At 71.7% G+C, this 19,743-nt stretch carries 21 protein-coding genes; 8 read left to right on the top strand and 13 right to left on the bottom strand.

Going from position 1 to position 19,743, the window contains the following annotated elements:
• Positions 1 to 21: 21 nt before the first annotated feature.
• The gene (locus tag KALB_RS03110) at positions 22 to 1,095 is read right to left on the bottom strand and encodes an alkene reductase (protein WP_025354266.1); all 1,074 of its coding nucleotides are present in this window, start codon (positions 1,093 to 1,095) and stop codon (positions 22 to 24) included.
• 74 nt (positions 1,096 to 1,169) lie between these two features.
• On the opposite strand from KALB_RS03110, the gene KALB_RS03105 reads away from it, so the two are divergent.
• Positions 1,170 to 1,544, top strand: coding sequence for a MerR family transcriptional regulator (locus KALB_RS03105; protein WP_025354265.1), 375 nt, complete (start codon positions 1,170 to 1,172; stop codon positions 1,542 to 1,544).
• On the opposite strand, the gene KALB_RS03100 is transcribed toward KALB_RS03105, so the two are convergent.
• Positions 1,541 to 2,446: an aldose 1-epimerase family protein gene (locus KALB_RS03100; protein WP_025354264.1), complete on the bottom strand. Its 906-nt coding sequence runs from the start codon at positions 2,444 to 2,446 to the stop codon at positions 1,541 to 1,543. The genes KALB_RS03105 and KALB_RS03100 overlap by 4 nt on opposite strands.
• 96 nt (positions 2,447 to 2,542) lie before the next feature.
• On the opposite strand from KALB_RS03100, the gene KALB_RS03095 reads away from it, so the two are divergent.
• Entirely contained in the window at positions 2,543 to 3,181 is a 639-nt protein-coding gene (locus KALB_RS03095) for a DUF3558 family protein (protein WP_025354263.1), read from the top strand.
• 3 nt (positions 3,182 to 3,184) lie between these two features.
• Here KALB_RS03095 and KALB_RS03090 read toward each other — a convergent pair whose 3' ends face one another.
• Positions 3,185 to 4,291 carry an ABC transporter permease gene (locus KALB_RS03090; protein ID WP_025354262.1) on the bottom strand — a complete coding sequence of 369 codons (1,107 nt, stop codon included), beginning with the start codon at positions 4,289 to 4,291 and terminating at the stop codon, positions 3,185 to 3,187.
• Positions 4,288 to 5,169, bottom strand: coding sequence for an ATP-binding cassette domain-containing protein (locus KALB_RS03085; RefSeq protein WP_025354261.1), 882 nt, complete (start codon positions 5,167 to 5,169; stop codon positions 4,288 to 4,290). Before KALB_RS03085 ends, KALB_RS03090 begins: the two co-directional genes overlap by 4 nt.
• Positions 5,170 to 5,310: 141 nt before the next feature.
• Here KALB_RS03085 and KALB_RS03080 point away from each other — a divergent pair, with 141 nt between their 5' ends.
• On the top strand, positions 5,311 to 6,201 hold the full coding sequence (locus tag KALB_RS03080) for an arginase family protein (RefSeq protein WP_035970132.1): 891 nt from the start codon (positions 5,311 to 5,313) through the stop codon (positions 6,199 to 6,201).
• 561 nt (positions 6,202 to 6,762) lie between these two features.
• Here KALB_RS03080 and KALB_RS03075 read toward each other — a convergent pair.
• From KALB_RS03075 to KALB_RS03040, 8 genes are all read right to left on the bottom strand, one after another.
• The gene (locus KALB_RS03075) at positions 6,763 to 8,001 is read right to left on the bottom strand and encodes an MFS transporter (RefSeq protein WP_030109574.1); all 1,239 of its coding nucleotides are present in this window, start codon (positions 7,999 to 8,001) and stop codon (positions 6,763 to 6,765) included.
• A 123-nt stretch (positions 8,002 to 8,124) separates the two neighbouring features.
• Positions 8,125 to 8,784, bottom strand: a complete 660-nt coding sequence (gene pdxH, locus KALB_RS03070) for a pyridoxamine 5'-phosphate oxidase (protein WP_025354259.1) — start codon at positions 8,782 to 8,784, stop codon at positions 8,125 to 8,127.
• Between the two features lie 208 nt (positions 8,785 to 8,992).
• A complete protein-coding gene (locus KALB_RS03065; protein WP_025354258.1) occupies positions 8,993 to 9,754 on the bottom strand; it encodes an urease accessory protein UreD in 762 nt (253 codons plus the stop codon).
• A complete protein-coding gene (gene ureG, locus KALB_RS03060; protein WP_025354257.1) occupies positions 9,751 to 10,443 on the bottom strand; it encodes an urease accessory protein UreG in 693 nt (230 codons plus the stop codon). Before ureG ends, KALB_RS03065 begins: the two co-directional genes overlap by 4 nt.
• Complete coding sequence (locus KALB_RS03055) at positions 10,433 to 11,101, bottom strand: urease accessory protein UreF (RefSeq protein ID WP_025354256.1); 669 nt, start codon at positions 11,099 to 11,101, stop codon at positions 10,433 to 10,435. The genes ureG and KALB_RS03055 overlap by 11 nt, the downstream gene beginning before the upstream one ends.
• A gap of 5 nt (positions 11,102 to 11,106) precedes the next feature.
• Positions 11,107 to 12,828 carry an urease subunit alpha gene (locus KALB_RS03050; protein ID WP_025354255.1) on the bottom strand — a complete coding sequence of 574 codons (1,722 nt, stop codon included), beginning with the start codon at positions 12,826 to 12,828 and terminating at the stop codon, positions 11,107 to 11,109.
• Positions 12,825 to 13,130, bottom strand: coding sequence for an urease subunit beta (locus KALB_RS03045; protein ID WP_025354254.1), 306 nt, complete (start codon positions 13,128 to 13,130; stop codon positions 12,825 to 12,827). The genes KALB_RS03050 and KALB_RS03045 overlap by 4 nt, the downstream gene beginning before the upstream one ends.
• An 11-nt stretch (positions 13,131 to 13,141) precedes the next feature.
• The gene (locus KALB_RS03040; RefSeq protein WP_025354253.1) at positions 13,142 to 13,444 is read right to left on the bottom strand and encodes an urease subunit gamma; all 303 of its coding nucleotides are present in this window, start codon (positions 13,442 to 13,444) and stop codon (positions 13,142 to 13,144) included.
• Between the two features lie 227 nt (positions 13,445 to 13,671).
• Between KALB_RS03040 and KALB_RS03035 the strand changes: the two genes are divergently transcribed.
• From KALB_RS03035 to serC, 3 genes are all read left to right on the top strand, one after another.
• A complete protein-coding gene (locus KALB_RS03035) occupies positions 13,672 to 14,796 on the top strand; it encodes a citrate synthase 2 (RefSeq protein ID WP_025354252.1) in 1,125 nt (374 codons plus the stop codon).
• Between the two features lie 163 nt (positions 14,797 to 14,959).
• The gene (locus KALB_RS43605; RefSeq protein ID WP_025354251.1) at positions 14,960 to 15,496 is read left to right on the top strand and encodes a tetratricopeptide repeat protein; all 537 of its coding nucleotides are present in this window, start codon (positions 14,960 to 14,962) and stop codon (positions 15,494 to 15,496) included.
• A gap of 112 nt (positions 15,497 to 15,608) precedes the next feature.
• Entirely contained in the window at positions 15,609 to 16,745 is a 1,137-nt protein-coding gene (gene serC, locus KALB_RS03025) for a phosphoserine transaminase (RefSeq protein ID WP_025354250.1), read from the top strand.
• Here the strand turns inward: serC and KALB_RS03020 are convergent.
• Complete coding sequence (locus KALB_RS03020; RefSeq protein ID WP_025354249.1) at positions 16,705 to 17,790, bottom strand: glycosyltransferase 87 family protein; 1,086 nt, start codon at positions 17,788 to 17,790, stop codon at positions 16,705 to 16,707. The two genes, serC and KALB_RS03020, sit on opposite strands and share 41 nt — an antisense overlap.
• Before the next feature lie 88 nt (positions 17,791 to 17,878).
• On the opposite strand from KALB_RS03020, the gene KALB_RS03015 reads away from it, so the two are divergent.
• Together KALB_RS03015 and KALB_RS03010 are read left to right on the top strand one after the other, a co-directional pair.
• Complete coding sequence (locus KALB_RS03015; RefSeq protein WP_025354248.1) at positions 17,879 to 18,538, top strand: response regulator transcription factor; 660 nt, start codon at positions 17,879 to 17,881, stop codon at positions 18,536 to 18,538.
• A gap of 14 nt (positions 18,539 to 18,552) precedes the next feature.
• Positions 18,553 to 19,584 (top strand): sensor histidine kinase, encoded by a 1,032-nt coding sequence (locus KALB_RS03010; RefSeq protein WP_025354247.1) that lies wholly within the window; start codon positions 18,553 to 18,555, stop codon positions 19,582 to 19,584.
• The last annotated feature ends 159 nt before the right edge of the window (positions 19,585 to 19,743 follow it).

Here is a 19,743-nt window from a genome sequence, read left to right as displayed (position 1 = left end):
CTTTGCCCGCGCGGCACTAGCTCAGGCCGTGTGCTGGTAAGCCGGGTAGGTCAGGTAGCCCGCGTCCCCGCCCTGGTAGTAGGTGGCCTCGTCGAAGGGGGCGATGGGCAGGCCGGTGCGCAGCCGCTCGACGAGGTCGGGGTTGGCGATGAAGGCGCGGCCGAAGCTGATGAGATCGGCGCCCAGTTCGAGCCAGCGATCCGCATCGGACCGACCGGTGACCTTCGCCCCCATCGGGTAGACCGGGTTCATGACGAGGGTGCCCGGCCACACGTGGCGCAGGGCCAGCAGCGTCTCGTCCCCGGTGGTGGCTTCGAGGTGGACGTACGCCAGGTCCAGGCGGGCCAGCTCGGACAGCAGCTCGGTGTACAGCTCCAGGACCTCGGTCTCCTCGACGCCCCAGAAGTTCGCGCCAGGGGAGAGCCGGATGCCGGTCCTGGCGCCGCCGACGGCCTCGACCGTCGCGGACACCGCCTCGACGGCGAACCGGATCCGGTTGGGCACCGAGCCGCCGTAGCGATCCGTGCGCAGGTTGGCGTTCGAGGACAGGAACTGCGAGATCAGGTAGCCGTTGGCGCCGTGCAGTTCGACCCCGTCGAACCCTGCGTCGACGGCACGGCGGGCGGCCTGGGCGTAGGACTGGGCCTGCTCGGGCACTTCAGCGAGGTCCAGGGCGCGCGGCACCGGCACGGGCTGGGGCCCGGTCGGGGTGAACACGTCACCGACGGCGGGCACGGCTGAGGGCCCGACCGGCTGCAGGCCGGTGGTGTCGGGGTGCGAGACCCGTCCGCCGTGCATGAGCTGGGCGAAGACGCGTCCGCCGTTGGCGTGCACGGCCGCGGTCACCGGGCGCCACGCGGCGACCTGCTCCTCGGTGTGCAGCCCCGGCGTGCCCGGGTTGGACTGCCCGACCACGTTGGGCTGCACCCCCTCGGTCACGATCAACCCGGCCGTCGCGCGCTGGGCGTAGTAGGTGGCCATCGACGGGGTCGCCAGGCCCTCAGCGGTGGCCCGGACCCGGGTCATCGGGGCCATCACGACCCGGTTGGGCAGGGTCAGGTCGCCGAGCCGGTAGCTGTCGAAAAGGCTTGTCATGCCGGCTACGCTAAAACCTGACATCCATGTCAGAGGCAAAGCCTTGTGCCGCGGGTCACACACGGGAGGGTGCGGTGCGCATCGGGGAGTTGGCGACCCGAACCGGGGTCAGCGTCCGGTCCCTGCGCTACTACGAGGAGCAGCGGCTGCTCACCAGCACCCGCAGCCCCAGCGGGCAGCGGCACTACACGGTCGAGGAGGTCGAACGGGTCGCGTTCATCCAGCGGCTGTACGCCGCGGGCCTGTCCAGCAGCACCATCCTCCAACTGCTGCCCTGCGTCGACTCGCCCAGCGAGGAGAACTCCGACGCCGCGCTGGAGCGGATGGCACAGGAACGCGACCGGCTGTCCGCGCACATCGACGACCTGCTCTGCACCCTGGACGCGCTCGACCACCTCATGGCCGCGAACCGGGCGCACAAGGCCACGCTGCGCACGGCGCGGCACTAGCGCGGAATCAGCCCCCAGCGGCCCGACCACGCGTCGCCCGGGGCGAGCGTGATCAGGTCGATGCCGGAGTTCAGCGCGTCCGGCGGGCAGGTCATCGGCTCGATCGCCACGGCACGGCCCCGGCCGGGGAACTCGTCGGGGGTGTAGACCTGCACCCAGCGGAAGTCCGGGTCGGCCCACAGCTCCACGGCGGTCTTCGGGCCGGTGAGCCGGTGCCGGACCAGCCCGTCGGCCCCGGGCACGCAGCCGCCGAACGCGTGGTCCAGGCGCTCCCCGCGCAGCGAGCGTGGGCGGCGGAAGTCCACCTCGGTGCGACTGAGCCCGACCTGCGGCCCGCAGGGCACCATCGACTCCGGGTCCAGCGGCAGGCTGGTGGTCGCGGCCAGGCGCAGCGTGCAGTCGTCGGTGGCGCTGGCCCCCGCCCGCACGTACGGGTGCGTGCCGATGCCGAAGGGCACGGCGCGGTCCCCGATGTTGTGCACCCCGTGGGTCACGGTGAGCCCGTGCGCGTCCAGCGCGTAGCTGATCGTCACGCGCAGCGGCACCGGCCAGCCCGGCTGCACGCCCACCTCCACTCCCAGCGAGATGAGCGATCCGGTGTGGGTGATCACCTGCCACGGCACCTTGCGGACCAGGCCGTGGCTGGCGTTGCCCCGCGCGGGCTCGGTCAGCTCCAGCTGCTGCTCGGCCCCGTCGAACCGCCAGCGCCCGCCCGCCACCCGGTTGGGCCAGGGCGCGAGCACGTTGCCGCTGCCCATCGGCGGCGCCTCGGACTCCGCGAAGGTCTCCACGTACGGCTGGCCGGCCACCTCGAACACGCGCAGACCGGCGCCGATCCCGGTGACCACCGCCCGGGCCGTGCCGTAGGTGATCTCGAACTGTGCACCGGTGGGGCCGCTCACGCGTGCGAGCTTAGAGGTAGTGGCGGGGCCGCGATACGGGCGCGAGCTTGCCCGAGTCGACCTCGGGACCGACCCGTGATGTGGTGGAATGCCCCCATGCGCAAGCGGGACCTGCTGGTCGTCGGGCTCGCCGCCGCGGCGCTGACCGGCTGCGGTGCACCAGGTCAGCCGGCCGCGGAGCCGGGCAAGGCGGCCACCCTGTCGGAGGACGTCATCCCCTACGACACCACGGTGTTCATGACCAACCGGAACCCGGTGCTGCCCGCCGACGGCGGCTGCGGGCCGGTCACCAGGGACTTCCTGGTGCAGATCGGCATGACCCTGGACAAGTACGAGAAGCCGTCCACCGACAGCAGCGGCAAGACCTGCTCGATCTACACCCGCGACGCGCAGTTGCAGGTGGCCTCGGCCCACAAGCCGTTCGGGGACTACTGGCGCTCGCGGGCGAGCGAGACCTCCGACCCCGCGGCCACGTCCTCCCTGGGCGGTTTCCGCCGGTTCATCCTCCAGGGCACGTACTACGCGGTGGAGTACCCGGACAAGTACAACGAGACCTACCGGTCCAGCCCGCGCAAGTGCAACCTGGCGATCGACACCGGGGCCCCGGTCCCGCTGACGCTGACCTACACCGGGACCGAGACCACCGAGTTCAGGCAGACCTGCGCCTCGGCGGAGAAGTACGCCACGGCCCTGCTGAGCAAGCTCGACCCCGGCGGCGGCAGCCGGGTCGGCTGAGCCTCAGCGCGCGTCCCGCCGCTGGTTGACGCCGATGCCCAGCCACAGCAGGGCGATCCACAGGGCGGTGCCGGTGCACGCGGCCAGCACGTCGTCGCTGGAACCGGTGGCCAGGTTCAGCGCCGCGTACGGGTTGATGTAGTTCAGTATCGGGTTGGCCAGGAACAGCCCGACCCCGAACTTGCCGAGGAAGTAGACCGTCACCGCCGCCGTGGGGTTGGGCATCAGGTACGTGACGACCAGGCAGAACAGCAGGCTCAGCAGGGTGCCCAGCGCGGTCAGCCCGAACACCCAGCCCATGCGCTGGTCCAGGTAGAGCTGGAAGTCGGTGTGCCCGATCCACGAGGTGGCGATCGGGTAGAACACCAGGAACTGAAGCACGGTCAGCGCGATCCAGACCAGGCCCAGCATGCTGACCTGCGCGGCGGCGAAGCGCAGCCGCCGGGGTTGCAGCAACAGGGTCAGCTGGATGCTGCGGTAGTGCCACTCCCCGCACATCGTCTTGATGATCGTGGTGTGCACCATCAGGTGACCGGCCTCGACCGCGATCAACAGGCCGAGCAGCTGACTGGCCGCCGATGACGGGCCCAGGGTGACGCTGAGCTGCACGCCGAGCAGGGTGACGCCGACCAGCAGCAGCGGGGACAGCGCGATGATCAGGCGGTCGGAGAAGGTGCCGACCAGCTTGCGCAACTCGGCGAGCACCAGCACCGGGAAGGACGCGCCCCGGCTCGCCTTGGCCTGCCAGTCGGAGTTGGCCAGCGCACCGGCTTGCCCGATCGGGGTGTTCAGCAGGTCCGGGCGGACCCCGGGGGGCGGCCCGTAGCTCCAGCCGCCGGGCGGGGCCGCGGCCGGGTCCTGCGGGGGCACCGGGTACGGCCCGGTACCGGTGGGCGCCGGGTAGGGGCCGGTCGGCACGTTCTGCGGGGCGGAGATGTCCGGTACCGGGGCCTGGCCGGGAACCACGTAGCCGCCGGTGGGGTACGGGCCGCTCGGCACGTTCTGCGGGGCCGAGATGTCGGGCACCGGGCCCTGGCCGGGAACCACGTAACCGCCCGTGGGATACGGGCCGGTGTTGTGGCCGGGCGGTGGCGGGTACGGGCCGGTCACTGGTGGACTCCCTCGGTGAGCTGGAAGTACATCTCTTCCAGGTTGCGTTCCTCCTCGCGCAGCCCCAGCAGCGGGATGCCCGCGGCGAAGGTCACCTCGGAGACCCGGTCCACGGTCGCGTCGGCGAGCAGGAAGCCGGTCGGCTGCGGCTGCACGGCGATCTCCTGCCAGGACAGCACCTCGGCCAGCTTGGCCATGTCCTTGGCGCGGACCAGGCAGCGGTGGGTGGGCGCGGTGAGCATGGACACCGGCCCGTCCGCCACGATCCGGCCCGCGTTGATCACCAGCACCCGGTCCGCGGTCTGGTCCACTTCGGACAGCAGGTGGCTGGACACCAGCACCGAGCCCCCGCGCGCGGCGTGCATCTTCATCAGCGCGCGGATCGCCCGGATGCCGTCGGGGTCCAGGCCGTTGATCGGCTCGTCGAGCAGCAACAGCGGCGGGTCGGCCAGCAGGGCGTGGGCCAGTGCGATGCGCTGGCGCATGCCGAGGCTGTACGTGCCGATCTTGCGGTTGGCGTACTGGGTCATGCCGACCATGTCGAGCACCTCGTCCACGCGGCGCGCGGGCAGGCCGGTCAGGTTGACCGCCATCTGCAACTGCCCGCGCCCGGTCCGGCCGGGGTGCGTGGCCGAGGCGTCCAGCAGGGCGCCCACCGCGTAGCACGGGTTCGGCCATGCGGTGAACGGCCGCCCGCCGACCAGCGCACCGCCCGCCGTGGGCGGGGTCAGCCCGCAGATCATCCGCAGGGTGGTCGACTTGCCCGCACCGTTGGGCCCGAGGAAGGCGGTGACGGTTCCGGGTTGCAGGTCGAAACCGACCTGGTCGACCACGGGACGACCGGCGTACACCTTGGTCAGGCCACGAACGCTCAGCACGCGTGACACCGTAGCCAGTCGGCGGCGTCCGTGACGGCCGGATGGCGGCATCCGGTGTCAGGAGTAACGATCGGCTCACCGATCGAAGCCAGGTTCGCTACGGTCACCCGTCACCCGACCGGCGTACCTAGGGTGGGAGGAGTGGCAATCACCGTTCTCGACGCACCGACGAACCTGGGCCTGCGCCCACCCGCTCCGGGCTTCGAGCCGGGCTGCGCCAAGGCCCCCGCGGCCCTGCGCGGCGCTGGGCTGCTGGGCAGGCTGGCGGCACACGACGCGGGTGAGCTGACCGCCCCGCGCTACGACGTGTCGGGCTGGCAGCCCGGTGACGGGGTGCGTCAGGCGGCGGCGATCAACGCCTACTCCCAGCAGTTGGCGCAGCGGCTGGACAAGCTGCTGGACCACACCTTCCCGCTGGTCCTCGGCGGGGACTGCAGCATCCTGCTGGGCACCGGCCGGGCGCTGCGGCACCGGGCGGAACGGGAGAACCGCCGCTACGGGCTGGCCTTCCTCGACGGGCACAGCGACTTCCGCCACCCGGGCAACTCCACGGCGATCGGCTCGGCCGCGGGCGAGGACCTGGCGCTGGCCACCGGGCGCGGTCAGGCCGACGTGGCCTGCCGCCTGTTCGAGGACGCCGACGTGGTGGTGCTGGGCATCCGCGAGGAGGACGAGGACCGGGCCGAGCTGTCCGGGCTGGGCATCGCGCACCGCACGGCGGCGGGCATCCGCGAGGCCGGGGCCGCCGAGTCGGCGGAGTGGGCGCGGCGCAGGCTGGACGAGCTGGACGGGTTCTGGGTGCACCTGGACGTGGACATCCTCGACCCCTCGGTGATGCCCGCGGTGGACGCGCCCGACCCCGGTGGCCTGGAGCACGCGGAGCTGGCCGAACTGCTGACCGGGCTGACCGTGGCCCCGGGCTGCATGGGCGTGGAGGTCACCGTGTTCGACCCCGACCTGGACCCGCACGGCCAGTACGCCGCAGCCCTGGTGGACACCCTCGCCCGCGGCCTGGCCCCCCGCGTCGCCTAACCACCCCACGAGTCCCGCCCGGGGAAGCCCGAGTCCCGCCCAGCCGACGCCGAGTCCCGCCCACCTGCACGCGAGTCCCGCCCCCAGCTTCGCCCACCCCGCGCCCCGCGTCTTCGCGCCGGTCCCGCGTCTTCGCGCCGGTCTCTGGACCGCAGGCCAAAGATGATCACATCTGTCCAGTGATCATCTTCGGACAAGGGAAGAGACCGGACCCAAGCGAAGACGCCGCGCCCCGGAGGGGCGCCAAGAGCGAAGCGGGCACAGCATCCAGTACTGATGACCGTGCCCGCTCGGGAGAGCCCGCATCAGTCCAGCGGGCGACCCGAGCAACAACCCACGAAAACGGGACTCACCGTCCCGTGAACGGGACTCACCCACCGGAGAGCGGGACTCGCGCCCCTGTGACCGGGACTCACGCTCCCCAGCCAGGGACTCGCCACCCCCAGAGCGGGACTCACGTGCAACAGCCCGGGACTCACGCCCCTCAGACCGGGACTCACCGTCCTGTGAACGGGACTCACGTGCAGCAGCCCGGGACTCGCCGCCTGGAAGCCGCCCGGCTCAGCCCACCGGCGCCCGGTAGCGCCAGAACGCGGGCAGGGCCAGCACCGCGATCACGATGATCACGACCACGGCCACCCCGCCACCGGTGACCGCCGCGGCCGGGGTCAGCGCGGCGCCCACCGTGCCGTGCAGCACGTCGGCCAGCCTGGGGCCGCCCGCGACGACCACGGTGAACACGCCCTGCATGCGGCCGCGCATCTCGTCGGTGGCCGCGGACTGGAGGATCGCGCCGCGGAACACCATGCTCACCATGTCGGCGGCACCGGCCAGCGCGAGGAAGCCCACGGCGGCCCACAGCGAGGTGCTCATCCCGAACCCGGCGACGGCCAGGCCCCAGACGCAGACCGAGGCGGCCACCGCCACGCCGTGCCTGCCGACCCGGGAGAGCCAGCCGGAGAGCAGGCCGCACACCAGTGCGCCGATCGGGATGGCCGCGAACAACCAGCCCAGGGCGTTGCCGCCGCCCGCGGGGTCGTGGAAGGTCTGCTCGGCCATCTCCGGGAACAGCGCGCGGGGCATGCCGAACACCATGGCCACGATGTCGGCGAGGAAGGAGGCCAGCAGCACGCTCTGCGTGGCGATGTAGCGGAACCCGTCCACCACGGCGCGCAGGCCCACCTTGCGGCTCGCCCCACCAAGCGGGGGCAGCGAGGGCAGCATCCACACCGACCACAGCGCGGCGGTCAGCGCCACGGCGTCGATCAGGTACAGGGTGGACAGGCCGAGCACGGGGATCAGCACCCCGGCCAGCATCGGGCCGATCACGGCACCGAACTGCATGACGGTGGAGCCGAGCGCGCCCGCGGAGGGCAGCAGCTCAGCGGGCACCAGGCGGGCGATGGAGGCGCTGCGGGTGGGCATGTTGACCGCGAAGAACACCTGTTGCAGGCCGAGCAGCGCCAGCACGACGGAGACCGAGCCGAGGCCGACCGCGGCCTGCACCCACAGCAATACCGAGGTCACGCAGATGCCCACGTTGGTGACGATCAGCAGCTTGCGCCGGTCCACCGCGTCGGCGATGGCCCCGCCCCACAGGCCGAACACCAGCAGCGGCACGAGGGCCACCGCCCCGGCCAGGCCCACGTAGGCCGAGGACTTGGTCAGGTCGTAGACCTGCTTGGGCACGGCAACGGCGGTGAGCTGGCTGCCGATCGCGGTGACCACGGTCGACAGCCAGAGCCGCCGGTAGGCCGGGATCCGCAGTGGCCGGGTGTCCAGCACCACCTTCGCCAACAACCCGCCTCTGGATCGGGCGGGCTCGGCGGTCGGAGCTGCGGGATCAGAGGTCTCTGCGGTCACGATCCGTTAGTTTAGAACAACAAATAACCCGTTTGGGGGGTCCAGTTTCGACTCATGCACCTACGGCGCGAGACGGTTGACCGTCCAACCGTCGCGCCCGAGGCGGTAGCAGAGCCGGTCGTGCATGCGGTCCTGGCGGCCCTGCCAGAACTCCACGCTCTCCGGGCGGATGCGCCAGCCACCCCAGTGCGGGGGCACCGGTACTCGCTCGGCGTCGGCGAACTGCCGCTGGATGTTGGCCAGCGCGCTCTCCAGCACCGTGCGGTCGTTGACCACGCGGGACTGCGGGGAGGCCCAGGCACCCAGCTGCGAGCCGCGCGGGCGGCTGTTCCAGTACGCGGCGGTCTCCGCGGCGCTGACCTTCTCCACGGTGCCGCGCACGGTGGCCTGCCGCTGCATGACCAGCCACGGGAAGGTGGCCGAGGCGTAGCGGGTGGCGATCAGGTCGTGGCTCTTGTTCGAGGTGTAGTTGGTGTAGAACACCAGCCCGCGCTCGTCCAGGCCCTTGGCCAGCACGGTGCGCGAGGACGGTCGGCCCTGCGTGTCCGCGGTGGCCAGCACCATGGCGTTGGGCTCGGGCGCACCGGCCCGGATCGCCTCGTCCAGCCACAGCGCCAACTGCTCGTGCCAGGTGGCGGCGAGCAACTTCTCCTCCAGCGACCCCTGTTCGTAGGACACGCGCATCGCGGGTAGCGCGACGTTGGACTGGGCATCCGGCATTGACGACCTCCTAGAACAGCACAGAGAGCGCAAGGAGCATCGGGGCACTCGTGGCACCACCGTGTTCGGTGGACCGTACGGGGTTTGCGCGGGAACCGGAACCGCCTGCGAGGTGATGCCCACCACCCGGAATCGTGATCCACAACTCGGTTTCACCACGCTGGGGTTCCGAATCGAATCAGGGATCGAATCAGAAAGGTGACGCAACTCAATCGGGGGCTTGCGCGGCCAGCCCCGGATGACCGGTCAGCGCGGCCCGTAGCCCCTGCTCGGCGGCGACAGCGTCCTCGGCGAGCGCCGTTGCCAGTGATCCACCCCGGGCCATCGGCTGCAGGGACCACCAGTCCGAGCTGAGCGCATTCTCCGGATCGGCACCCCACACCACGGTCTCGGTTGCCAGCACCCGCCGACCGGCCAAATACGCGGCACTGCGGAACAGTTCCTCGTCACCGATCTCGATTCGCTGACGCAGTAGTGCGGTGCCGTCTCGAAGCACGTGCGACTCGCCGGTGAACCGCCCCGCCCGTTCCCCGCTGCGGCCGAGCACGAGCACCTCGCGGCAGCGGACTCGGGCAGTGGCTGCCAGGTTCACCGTCAACCGCGCACTGTGCCAGGCCCGCGCCGTGATCACGGTGGGCTCCGGCAGGTACTGGACGGCCCCGCCCTCGGCCACCTCGATGTGCACGGTGTACCGGCTCGGCTCGCCGCGGTGCCCCGGCAGGGCCAGGCTGGCCGCCACACCGCTCAGCCGCAGCGCCGCGCCGGGGCCGACCAGCACTGAAAGGTGCAGGTCGTCCCCGCCGAGCGGGGCGGTGGCCGAGCTGACCAGGTGCACCACCGCCGGCTCGCCCGCGCGGCGCACCCGGCCCCGCTGCGGCAGCAGGGTCAGCGGCGAGGCCGAGGCCAGTTCGCGGACGGTCGTGCGACCGGCCGGGTCGGCCTCGACCACCAGCCGCGCGCTGGCCTTCACCCGTGCTGCCCCGCCAGCTGCTTGCGCACCCAGTCCGACACCTCGGGGGCCTCGGGCGTGGCCGTCAGCGACTGGGTGATCACCGGCAGCCGGTGCCCGCGCATCCGGTGCGCGTCGGACACCATCACCGCCATGTCCGCGCCGACCAGCTCGGCCAGGTCGATCTTGTTGATCACCAGCAGGTCGGCGGTGGTGACCCCCGGCCCGCCCTTGCGCGGCACCTTGTCGCCACCGGCCACGTCCACCACGAACACCTGCCGGTCCACCAGTCCCCGGCTGAACGTGGCGGTGAGGTTGTCCCCGCCGCTCTCGATGATCACCAGCTTGAGCCCCCGGAACCGCTGCTCCAGGCGTTCCACCGCGTCCAGGTTGGCGCTGATGTCGTCGCGGATCGCGGTGTGCGGGCAGCAGCCGGTCTGCACCGCCTCGACCCGCTCGGGGTCCAGCACCCCGGCCCGGCGCAGGAAGTCGGCGTCCTCGGTGGTGTAGATGTCGTTGGTCACCACGGCCAGTTCCAGCTCGCCGCCCAGTGCGCGGCACAGCGCCGCCACCAGCGCGGTCTTGCCGCTGCCCACCGGTCCGCCGATGCCGATGCGGAACGCGCGGTCGGCGATGTCGTGCGCGTGGTGCGGGTCGTGACCGGTCGAGGTCGGGTCGAAGTTGACCGGGTGGTCGTGGTCAGCTGACAAAGAGACGCACCTCCTGGCGGTGGATCCGTTCGTGGGACTCGGCGAACAGGTCGAGCGCGGGCGAGCTCGGCGCGGGCAGTTCCCCGGCGGGCAAGGCATGACCGCGCTCGGCCAACTCGGTGACAGCGGCCAGTTCCGGCGCCAGCCCGGCGACCACGGCGTTGACCGCGAACGGGTCGAGACCCAGCAGCCGGACCGCCGCGCTAGCCGGTCCGCTGACGGCCAGGTACCCGGCGCAGTGCGCGGCCTCGGCGGGCGTGCCACCGGCCGCACCGATCAGCGCGCCGACCGTGACGGCGTGGTGCGGGGCGGGAACCTCGGCGACGAGCTTGTCCAGCGCGGGCGAGGGCCAGGCCGCCCGCCCGGCGCGCAGCGTGCTGCGGCCCTGTGCCCGCGAGGCGGCACGTTGCGCGGGCGAGGGCGTGCGCGCGTCGAACTCCACGTCCAGTTCGGTCCAGTCCCGGGTCAGATCCGTTGCGGCAGCGGCGAAAACCGCCGCGACCAACCCCGCGGACCGCAGCCGTCCGACCAGGAACGAGCGCAGATCCCTTTCGTCACGCAACATCCCGCGCGCGGCGACCTCCTCGATCCCGCCCGAGTGCGCGTGCCCGCCGCCGGGGAACCGGGAGTCGGCCAGCACGAGCGCCGCGGTGCAGATCGCCATCAGAACAGGAAGTAGCGCTGGGCCAAGGGAAGTTCGGTGACCGGCGCGGGCTCGACCAGTTCCCCGTCCACGTGCACGGCGAAGCTGTCCGGGTCCACGCGGACCTCCGGCAACGCGTCGTTGAGCAGCATGTCGGCCTTGCCGCGACGGCGCGTGTCGGCGACCGGCAGCAGCGGCGTGCTCAGCCCGAGCCGGTCCACGAGCCCGTCCTCGATCGCCGCCCGCGCGACGAAGTGCACGCTGCTCGCGGCGGCGACCCGTGGCGCCGCACCGAACATCGGGCGGGCCAGCACGGGCTGCGGGGTGGGGATGGACGCGTTGGCGTCGCCCATCGCGGCCCAGGCCACGAACCCGCCCTTGAGCACCAGGTGCGGTCGCACGCCGAAGAACTTCGGCTCCCACAGCACGAGGTCGGCCAGCTTGCCCACCTCCACCGAGCCCACCTCGTGATCGATGCCGTGCGCGATGGCCGGGTTGATCGTGTACTTGGCCACGTAGCGGCGGGCGCGCAGGTTGTCGGCGGCCCCGTCCCCGGGCAGCGCGCCCCGCCTGGCCTTCATCACGTGCGCGGTCTGCCAGGTGCGGATCACCACCTCGCCGATGCGGCCCATGGCCTGCGAGTCGGAGCTGATCATCGAGATGGCGCCCAGATCGTGCAGCAGGTCCTCGGCGGCGATGGTGGTCGGCCGGATCCGGCTCTCAGCGAAGGCCAGGTCCTCAGGCACCGAGGGGTTGAGGTGGTGGCAGACCACCAGCATGTCCAGGTGCTCGTCCAGGGTGTTGACCGTGTGCGGGCGGGTCGGGTTGGTGGAGGAGGGCAGCACGTTGGGCTCGCCGACCACCTTGATGATGTCCGGCGCGTGCCCGCCGCCCGCGCCCTCGGTGTGGTAGGCGTTGATCGAGCGCCCGGCGATGGCGTCCACAGTGGACTCCACGAAACCGGCCTCGTTCAAGGTGTCCGTGTGGATGGCCACCTGCACCCCGGAGGCGTCCGCCACCCGCAGCGCGGCGTCGATCACCGCGGGTGTGGTGCCCCAGTCCTCGTGCAGCTTGAACCCGCCCGCGCCACCGCGCAGCTGCTCCCACAGCCCCGGCTCGCTGACGGTGTTCCCCTTGCCCAGCAACAGGATGTTCACCGGTTGGAAGTCCATGGACTGCAACATCCGCGCCAGGTTCCAGGAACCCGGCGTGACCGTGGTGGCCTTGCTGCCCTCGGCCGGTCCGGTGCCGCCGCCGATCAGCGTGGTCAGCCCGGTGGCCAGGGCCTGGTCCACCAGCTGCGGGCAGATGAAGTGCACGTGGCAGTCGATGCCGCCCGCGGTGAGGATCCGGCCGTTGCCCGCGATGACCTCGGTGCTCGGCCCGATCACCAGCCCCGGGTCCACCCCGTCCATCGTGTCCGGGTTGCCCGCCTTGCCGATGCCCACGACGCGCCCGTCACGGATGCCCACGTCGGCCTTGACCACACCCCAGTGGTCCAGCACCACCGCGCCGGTGATCACCACGTCGGGCGCGCCCTCCGCGCGGGTGGCCGTGGACTGGCCCATGGACTCGCGGATCACCTTGCCGCCGCCGAAGACCACCTCGTCGCCAGCGCCCTGCGGCCCGAGGCAGCGGTCCTCGGTGACCTCGATGAGCAGGTTCGTGTCAGCGAGCCGGATCCGGTCCCCCGTGGTCGGCCCGAACAACTCCGCGTACCGGTGCCGGTCGATCGAGTTCACAGCTCACCAGCCCATTCCTTGCGCAGTCCCGGCACCACCCGGCGTCCGCCCAGCGGCACCAGGTCGACCGTGCGCTCCACACCCGGTTCGAAGCGCACCGAGGTGCCCGCCGGGATGTCCAGCCGGTGGCCCCAGGCCGCGTCCCGGTCGAAGTCCAGCCCCGGGTTGACCGCCGCGAAGTGGTAGTGCGAGCCCACCTGCACCGGCCGGTCGGCGCGGTTGACCACCAGCAGGGTGATCCTCGGGCGGCCTGGGTTGAGCGGGACCGGTTGTTCGCCGGGGATCAGCTCACCTGGGTACATGCGGCCTCCGTTCACACGATGGGGTCGTGCACCGTGACGAGCTTGGTGCCGTCCGGGAAGGTCGCCTCCACCTGTACCGAGTCGATCATCTCGGGCACCCCGTCGAGTACCTGCTCGCGGCTGAGCACCTGCCTGCCGCTGGCCATCAGCGCGCTGACCGGTTCCCCGTCGCGGGCGCCCTCCAGCACGTGGTCGGTGATCAGCGCGACCGCCTCCGGGTAGTTCAGCAGCACACCCCGCGCCAGGCGCCTGCGCGCGAGGTCGGCGGCCACGTGGACCAGCAGCTTGTCCCGCTCGTGGGGAGTCAGGTGCATGGCATGAGACCTATCACGGGCCGACAGCCAGAACGTTGCGGAAACACGGACGTGACGCGATGTTCATCAGTAACAGTGAGGCAGGACACGACCCCCAGCGATTGCCGATCCCCGGATCGAGGAGCACTGTTGCGCCAACCCGTGCGGTGCGGCGCGGTCGCCGCAGTGTGCCACCGACCGCGCGACGTGCGGGAGTCGGGGACGCTCGCTGGTAGAGGACGGACACCATGACCGCCGCGCAACAGACAGACAACGGCTTCCGCCCCGGGCTCGAGGGCGTGATCGCCTTCCAGACCGAGATCGCCGAACCCGACCGGGACGGCGGTGCGCTGCGCTACCGCGGGGTGGACATCGAGGACCTCGCAGGCCGGGTCACCTTCGGCAACGTCTGGGCGCTGCTGGTGGACGGCCGGTTCGGGCCGGGGCTGCCGCCCGCCGAGCCGTTCCCGATCCCGGTGCACACCGGGGACGTCCGGGTGGACGTGCAGGCCGCGCTGGCGATGCTCGCGCCGATCTGGGGCTACCAGCCGCTGCTGGACATCACCGACGAGCAGGCCCGCGAGCAGCTGGCCAGGGCCTCGGTGATGGCCCTGTCCTACGTGGCGCAGTCCGCGCGCGGCATCGGGCGGGCCGCCGTGCCGCAGAAGCGGATCGACGAGTGCACCACCATCACCGAGCGGTTCCTGACCCGCTGGCGCGGTGAGCCCGATCCCGCGCACATCAAGGCCGTGGACGCCTACTTCGTCTCCGCCGCCGAGCACGGCCTCAACGCCTCCACCTTCACCGCGCGGGTCATCGCCTCCACCGGGGCCGACGTGGCCGCCTCCATGTCCGGGGCGATCGGCGCCATGTCCGGACCGCTGCACGGCGGGGCGCCCGCCCGCGTGCTGCCGATGATCGAGGAGGTGGAGCGGGTCGGGGACGCGCGCCGCGTGGTCGCGGGCATCCTGGACCGGCACGAGCGGCTGATGGGCTTCGGGCACCGCGTGTACCGGGCCGAGGACCCGAGGGCCAGGGTGCTGCGCCGCACCTGCCGCGAACTCGGCGCCGCCCGCTACGAGGTGGCCGCCGAACTGGAGCAGGCCGCCCTCGCCGAGCTGCGCGAACGCCGCCCGGACCGCGCCATCGAGACCAACGTGGAGTTCTGGGCCGCGGTCATCCTCGACTTCGCCGAGGTGCCGCCGCACATGATGCCCGCGATGTTCACCTGCGCCCGCACCGCGGGCTGGTGCGCGCACATCCTGGAGCAGAAGCGCACCGGCCGCCTCGTCCGGCCCTCCGCCCAGTACGTGGGCCCGCAGGCCCGCCGCCCCGAGGAGGTCGAGGGCTGGGACAGCATCGCCCACCGCTGACTGTCGGAGGTCCGCAGTAACGTGGTTTTCGGGGGTCCCCAGGGGCCCCTTGGGGGGCGCGAGGTCCCCTGGTTCGACGCTACCGCGAGGTACCGACAAGTGCGGTTGCCGCGGGTCAGATCGTGATCACGCGGAGTGGCCTGCAGGTACTACCCTGCTCGTCGTGCAGGGTGAGGGTCCGGCCGCGCAGGCGGAGCAGGCCGAGGCGCTGGCGGCGGCCTGCCCCGAGGAGCGCGCGCAGTACCTGGTGGAGGCCGCCGAGGGGTGGGCGGCCGCGGGTCGGCCGGATCGGGCTGGCGAGCTGTTCGAGGCGGCGATCGCCGACGGCGGGCAGGTCGCCGGGGACGTGCGCGCCTACTACGCGGGCTTCCTGTTCGACACCGGGCGGCCCGAGGCGGCGCTGCGCCAGCTGGACGACCTGATGGCCGCGAACCCGAACGACCCGGCGGCGTACGTGTGCGCGGCCGAGGTGCTGGAGGAGGCCGCCGACCTGGACGGGGCGCTGCGCTGGTTCACGATGGGCCTGCACAGGTTCTTCGGGGACTTCGGGGTGCAGGACATCACCGGGGACACGGCGCTGCTGCAGCTGGTCGGCGGCAGGCGGCGGGTCCGCCAGCAGTTGGAGCTGCCCGCGGACCGCTGGGACGAGCTGGCCACCCGGGCGCAGGTGATCCTGTTGGAGGGCCTGGAGCAGGGCTGAGTTGTGTGGTGCGGCACACCCGGACGTCACACTGAGGACACCGGTTTGCAACACTGTGGGCCCGGCAACGGCGCCGGTCACCGTACCCGCTCGCCCTTCCGGAGGCGCCGGCATGACCCAGACCGCTGATCCCGCCACGCTGAAACTGCCCGCCGAACTGCTGCCCTCCGACGGGCGCTTCGGCTGCGGCCCGTCCAAGGTCCGCCCCGAGCAGCTGGCCGCGCTGGCCGCCGACGGGGCCGCGCTGATGGGCACCTCGCACCGGCAGAAGCCGGTCAAGTCCCTGGTGGGTCGGGTCCGGTCCGGGCTGCGCGAGCTGTTCTCGCTGCCCGAGGGCTACGAGGTGGTGCTCGGCAACGGCGGTACCACCGCGTTCTGGGACGCCGCCGCGTTCGGTCTGGTGCGCGAGCGCTCGCAGCACTTCACCTTCGGTGAGTTCTCCTCGAAGTTCGCCACCGTCACCAAGGGGGCCCCGTTCCTGGCCGACCCGATCGTGGTCAAGGCCGACCCGGGCAGCGCCCCGGAGATCGCCTACCAGGCCGGTGCGGACCTGGTGGGCTGGGCGCACAACGAGACCTCCACGGGTGTGGCCGTGCCGGTGACCCGCCCGGCCGGGTCCGAGGGCGCGCTGATCGCCGTGGACGCCACCTCGGGCGCCGGTGGTCTGCCGGTGCGCGCCGAGGAGTTCGACGTCTACTACTTCGCGCCGCAGAAGTGCTTCGCCTCCGACGGCGGCCTGTGGCTGGCGCTGATGAGCCCGGCTGCGCTGGAGCGGGTGGCCGAGATCGGCGCCTCGGACCGGTGGGTGCCGGAGTTCCTGTCGCTGACCACGGCGCTGGACAACTCCACCAAGGACCAGACCTACAACACGCCCTCGGTGGCCACGCTGTTCCTGCTGGCCGACCAGATCGACTGGATGCTGGCCCAGGGCGGCCTGGACTGGACGACCAAGCGCACCGCGGACTCCTCCTCGCGGCTGTACTCCTGGGCCGAGGCCACCGAGTACACCACCCCGTACGTGACCGACCCGGCGCTGCGCTCGCAGGTGGTCGGCACGATCGACTTCGCCGAGTCCATCGACGCGGCCGTTGTGGCGAAGGTGTTGCGCGCCAACGGGATCGTGGACGTGGAGCCGTACCGCAAGCTGGGCCGCAACCAGCTGCGGGTGGGCATGTTCCCGGCGATCGACCCCGAGGACGTCAGCACGCTCACGCGGGCTGTGGACTGGGTCGTCGGCCAGCTGGGCTGAGTTCGGTGGGCCGCGCGTCCGGTACGGCCGGGCGCGCGGCCTTCACCAGCACCGCCAGCGCGAACCAGAAGTAGCCGCCCACGGCGAGCACGAGCCCGCCGACCGGGTCGATGGAGCACAGCGCCATCAGCACCACACCGGTCAGCGCCAGGCGCCGGTCGGCCAGCAGCAGCACCGCGGGCACGAGCCAGACCCAGTGGTGCGACCAGGAAATCGGCGAGATGAGCAGCCCGGCGAGCGCGCACAGCACCAGTGCCTGACCTGTCCCGGCGCGGCGTATACCCCGCACTGCCAGGTACAGCACGACAACGCTGCCCAGTGCCCACAGCAGGAACTGCACTGCCGGTGGAATGACGGCGACCTTGGCCAGCATGCCGCGCAGCGACTCGTTGCCGAAGAAGGCCAGTGACCCGATCCGGTTGGTGTCGAAAACGGCCCTGGTCCAGAAGTCCAGTGAGCTCGCAGGAGCGAACAACCAGCCCAGCACCGCACAAGAGGCAAAGGTCACCAGCGTCACCACCGCGGCCCTGCGGTCCCGTTTCACCAGGAAGAACACCAGGAACACCAACGGGGTCAGCTTGATCGCCGCCGCGATGCCGACGAGCAGCCCGCGCGGCCACCGCGGCGAGTCCACCAGGCAGTCCAGCACCACGAGCAGCAGCAACAGGATGTTGATCTGACCGAAGCCGAGCGTGGCGCGCACCGGCTCCAGCAGCAGGGTCAGCGGCAGCACCACCGCGACCCGGCTCGGGCGGCGCAGCACCACCAGCAGGACCGCCGCGAGTGCGAGATAGGTCAGCACCGTGAACAGCAGGCTGCCCGGCGCGTAGGGAATCACCGTGAAGGGCGTGAACGTCAGCGCCGCGAAGGGCGTATAGGTGAACAGCAGGTCGCCCCAGACCGGTCCGGCATAGAGGGAGCCACCATTCGCCAGGATTTCCCCACCAACCCGGTATACGGCGAAATCGCCCTGCGCTTCGGGGTATTGCCAGAGCAGATAGGCGACGGCCAGTAGGTTGAGCACGAGGACGAGAAAGCGGCGCATTGCACCAGTTGTAGGTGGCACAGGATTCGCGACCGGTAAGCGCGGCGCTTATCTGGCGCTTATGCCGTTGTCCGGGATACTTCCTGGGGTGCGGGTACTGGTCACCGAGGACGAACGCCAGCTCGCCGACGGGGTCGCCGAGGCCCTGCGTCGGCGGTCCATGGCCGTGGACGTCTGCTACGACGGGGAGGCCGCGCTGGAGCGGTTGGCCGTCAACGCCTACGACGTGCTGGTGCTCGACCGGGACCTGCCCGGGGTGCACGGTGACGAGGTGTGCCAGCAGGTGGTCGGCGGTGGCGGGGAGACCCGCGTGCTGATGCTGACCGCCGCCGTGAGCATCAGGGACCGGGTCGACGGGCTGGGGCTGGGTGCCGACGACTACCTGACCAAGCCGTTCGCGCTGGCCGAGCTGGTGGCCAGGGTGCAGGCGCTGGGCAGGCGCGCGCGGCCCGCGCTGCCGCCGGTGCTGGAACTGGCCGGTGTGGTGCTGGACCAGCCGCACCACCGCGTGTACCGGGATGGGGAACTGCTGGCCCTGTCCCCCAAGGAGTACGCCGTGCTGGCCGTGCTGATGCGCGCGGGCGGCACGGTGGTCAGCGCCGAGGAGCTGTTGGAGAAGGCATGGGACGAGAACGCGGACCCGTTCACGAACGCGGTCCGGGTGGCGGTGATGACCCTGCGCAGGAAGCTGGGCGAGCCACCGGTGATCACGACCGTGCCCGGCGCCGGCTACCGCTTCGGTGGCTGAACCAGGGTCCTTCGATGCGCCGCCGGGTCGGCTGGGCCATGGCGGGGACATTGCTGGTGGGGTTGCTGGGCTGGCAACTCCTGGACTTGCTCGGCTGGCTGCTGACCAGTCACTACTACGGGGGCTTCCTGTGGTTCCAGTTGCAGGGCGGCACTCCAACGACGGCCACGTTCTTCTGGATACTCACGGTCGCGACAGTCGGGCTCGTCTTCTGGCTGTCCCGGCGGATGCTGCTGTGGGCGCTGCGCCCGCTGACCACGATCACGACCGCCGTTTCCCAGCTCGGGCCGCACAACCTGGGGCAGCGGCTGAGGCAGCCCGGCGCGGTGAACGATCCGCTGCGGCGGCTGGCCGACACCCTCGACGAGGTGCTGGACCGGCTCGCCGCGGGGTTCGACGGCCAGCGCCGGTTCGCGGCCAACGCCTCGCACGAGCTGCGCACCCCGCTGGCCGTGCAGCGGATGCTGGTGGAACTGGCGCTGGAGACCAGCAAGGACGTGGAGCTGCGCAGGCTGGGGGCTCAGCTGCTGCTGACCAATGAGCGCAACGAGCGGCTCATCGAGGGCCTGCTGGTGCTGGCGGAGAGCGACCGCGGGCTCACCGGGCACGTGCCGGTGCGCCTGGACGAACTGGTGGTCGGCGTGCTCGACGCGCACAACAACCTGGCAGCCGAGCACGGGGTGCGGCTGGAGCGCGAGGGCAGCGAGGTGACCGTGCCCGGGGACCCGGTGCTGCTGGAGCGGATGATCACCAACCTGGTGCAGAACGGGATCAAGTACAACCGGCCCGAGGGCAGCGTGCGGGTGCTGGTGGAGACCGGGCGGCTGGTGGTGCGCAACACCGGCGAGCGGGTGCCCGCCGAGTCGGTGGCCGCCCTGTTCGAGCCGTTCCGGCGACTGGCCAGGGACCGGACCGGTGGCCGCGAGGGCGCGGGCCTTGGCCTGTCGATCGTGCGGTCCATCGCGACGGCGCACGGCGGCACGGCCAGTGCCGAGCCAGGCATCGACGGCGGCCTGTCAGTGACGATCTCGCTGGCAACCGCCTGAAGATCAAGGTCCGTACCGGTGAACCTCGGGCGCTCGTCGTGCGTCCCATGGGGTAAATCCGGCAAGATCGAGGTCGGATCCCGTTAGACTCGGCGCGCCTACCGCGTCAAGTAGGCGCGCCGTACTAACGTGGGCAGTTGGCGAGGTGAGACATCGGGG

Origin of the sequence: Kutzneria viridogrisea DSM 43870 (assembly GCF_000525635.1) — a bacterium.
Lineage (GTDB): Bacteria > Actinomycetota > Actinomycetes > Mycobacteriales > Pseudonocardiaceae > Kutzneria > Kutzneria viridogrisea.
The sequence above is the reverse complement of the archived record's forward strand: the minus strand, read 5'-3'. Positions and strand labels throughout refer to the sequence as shown.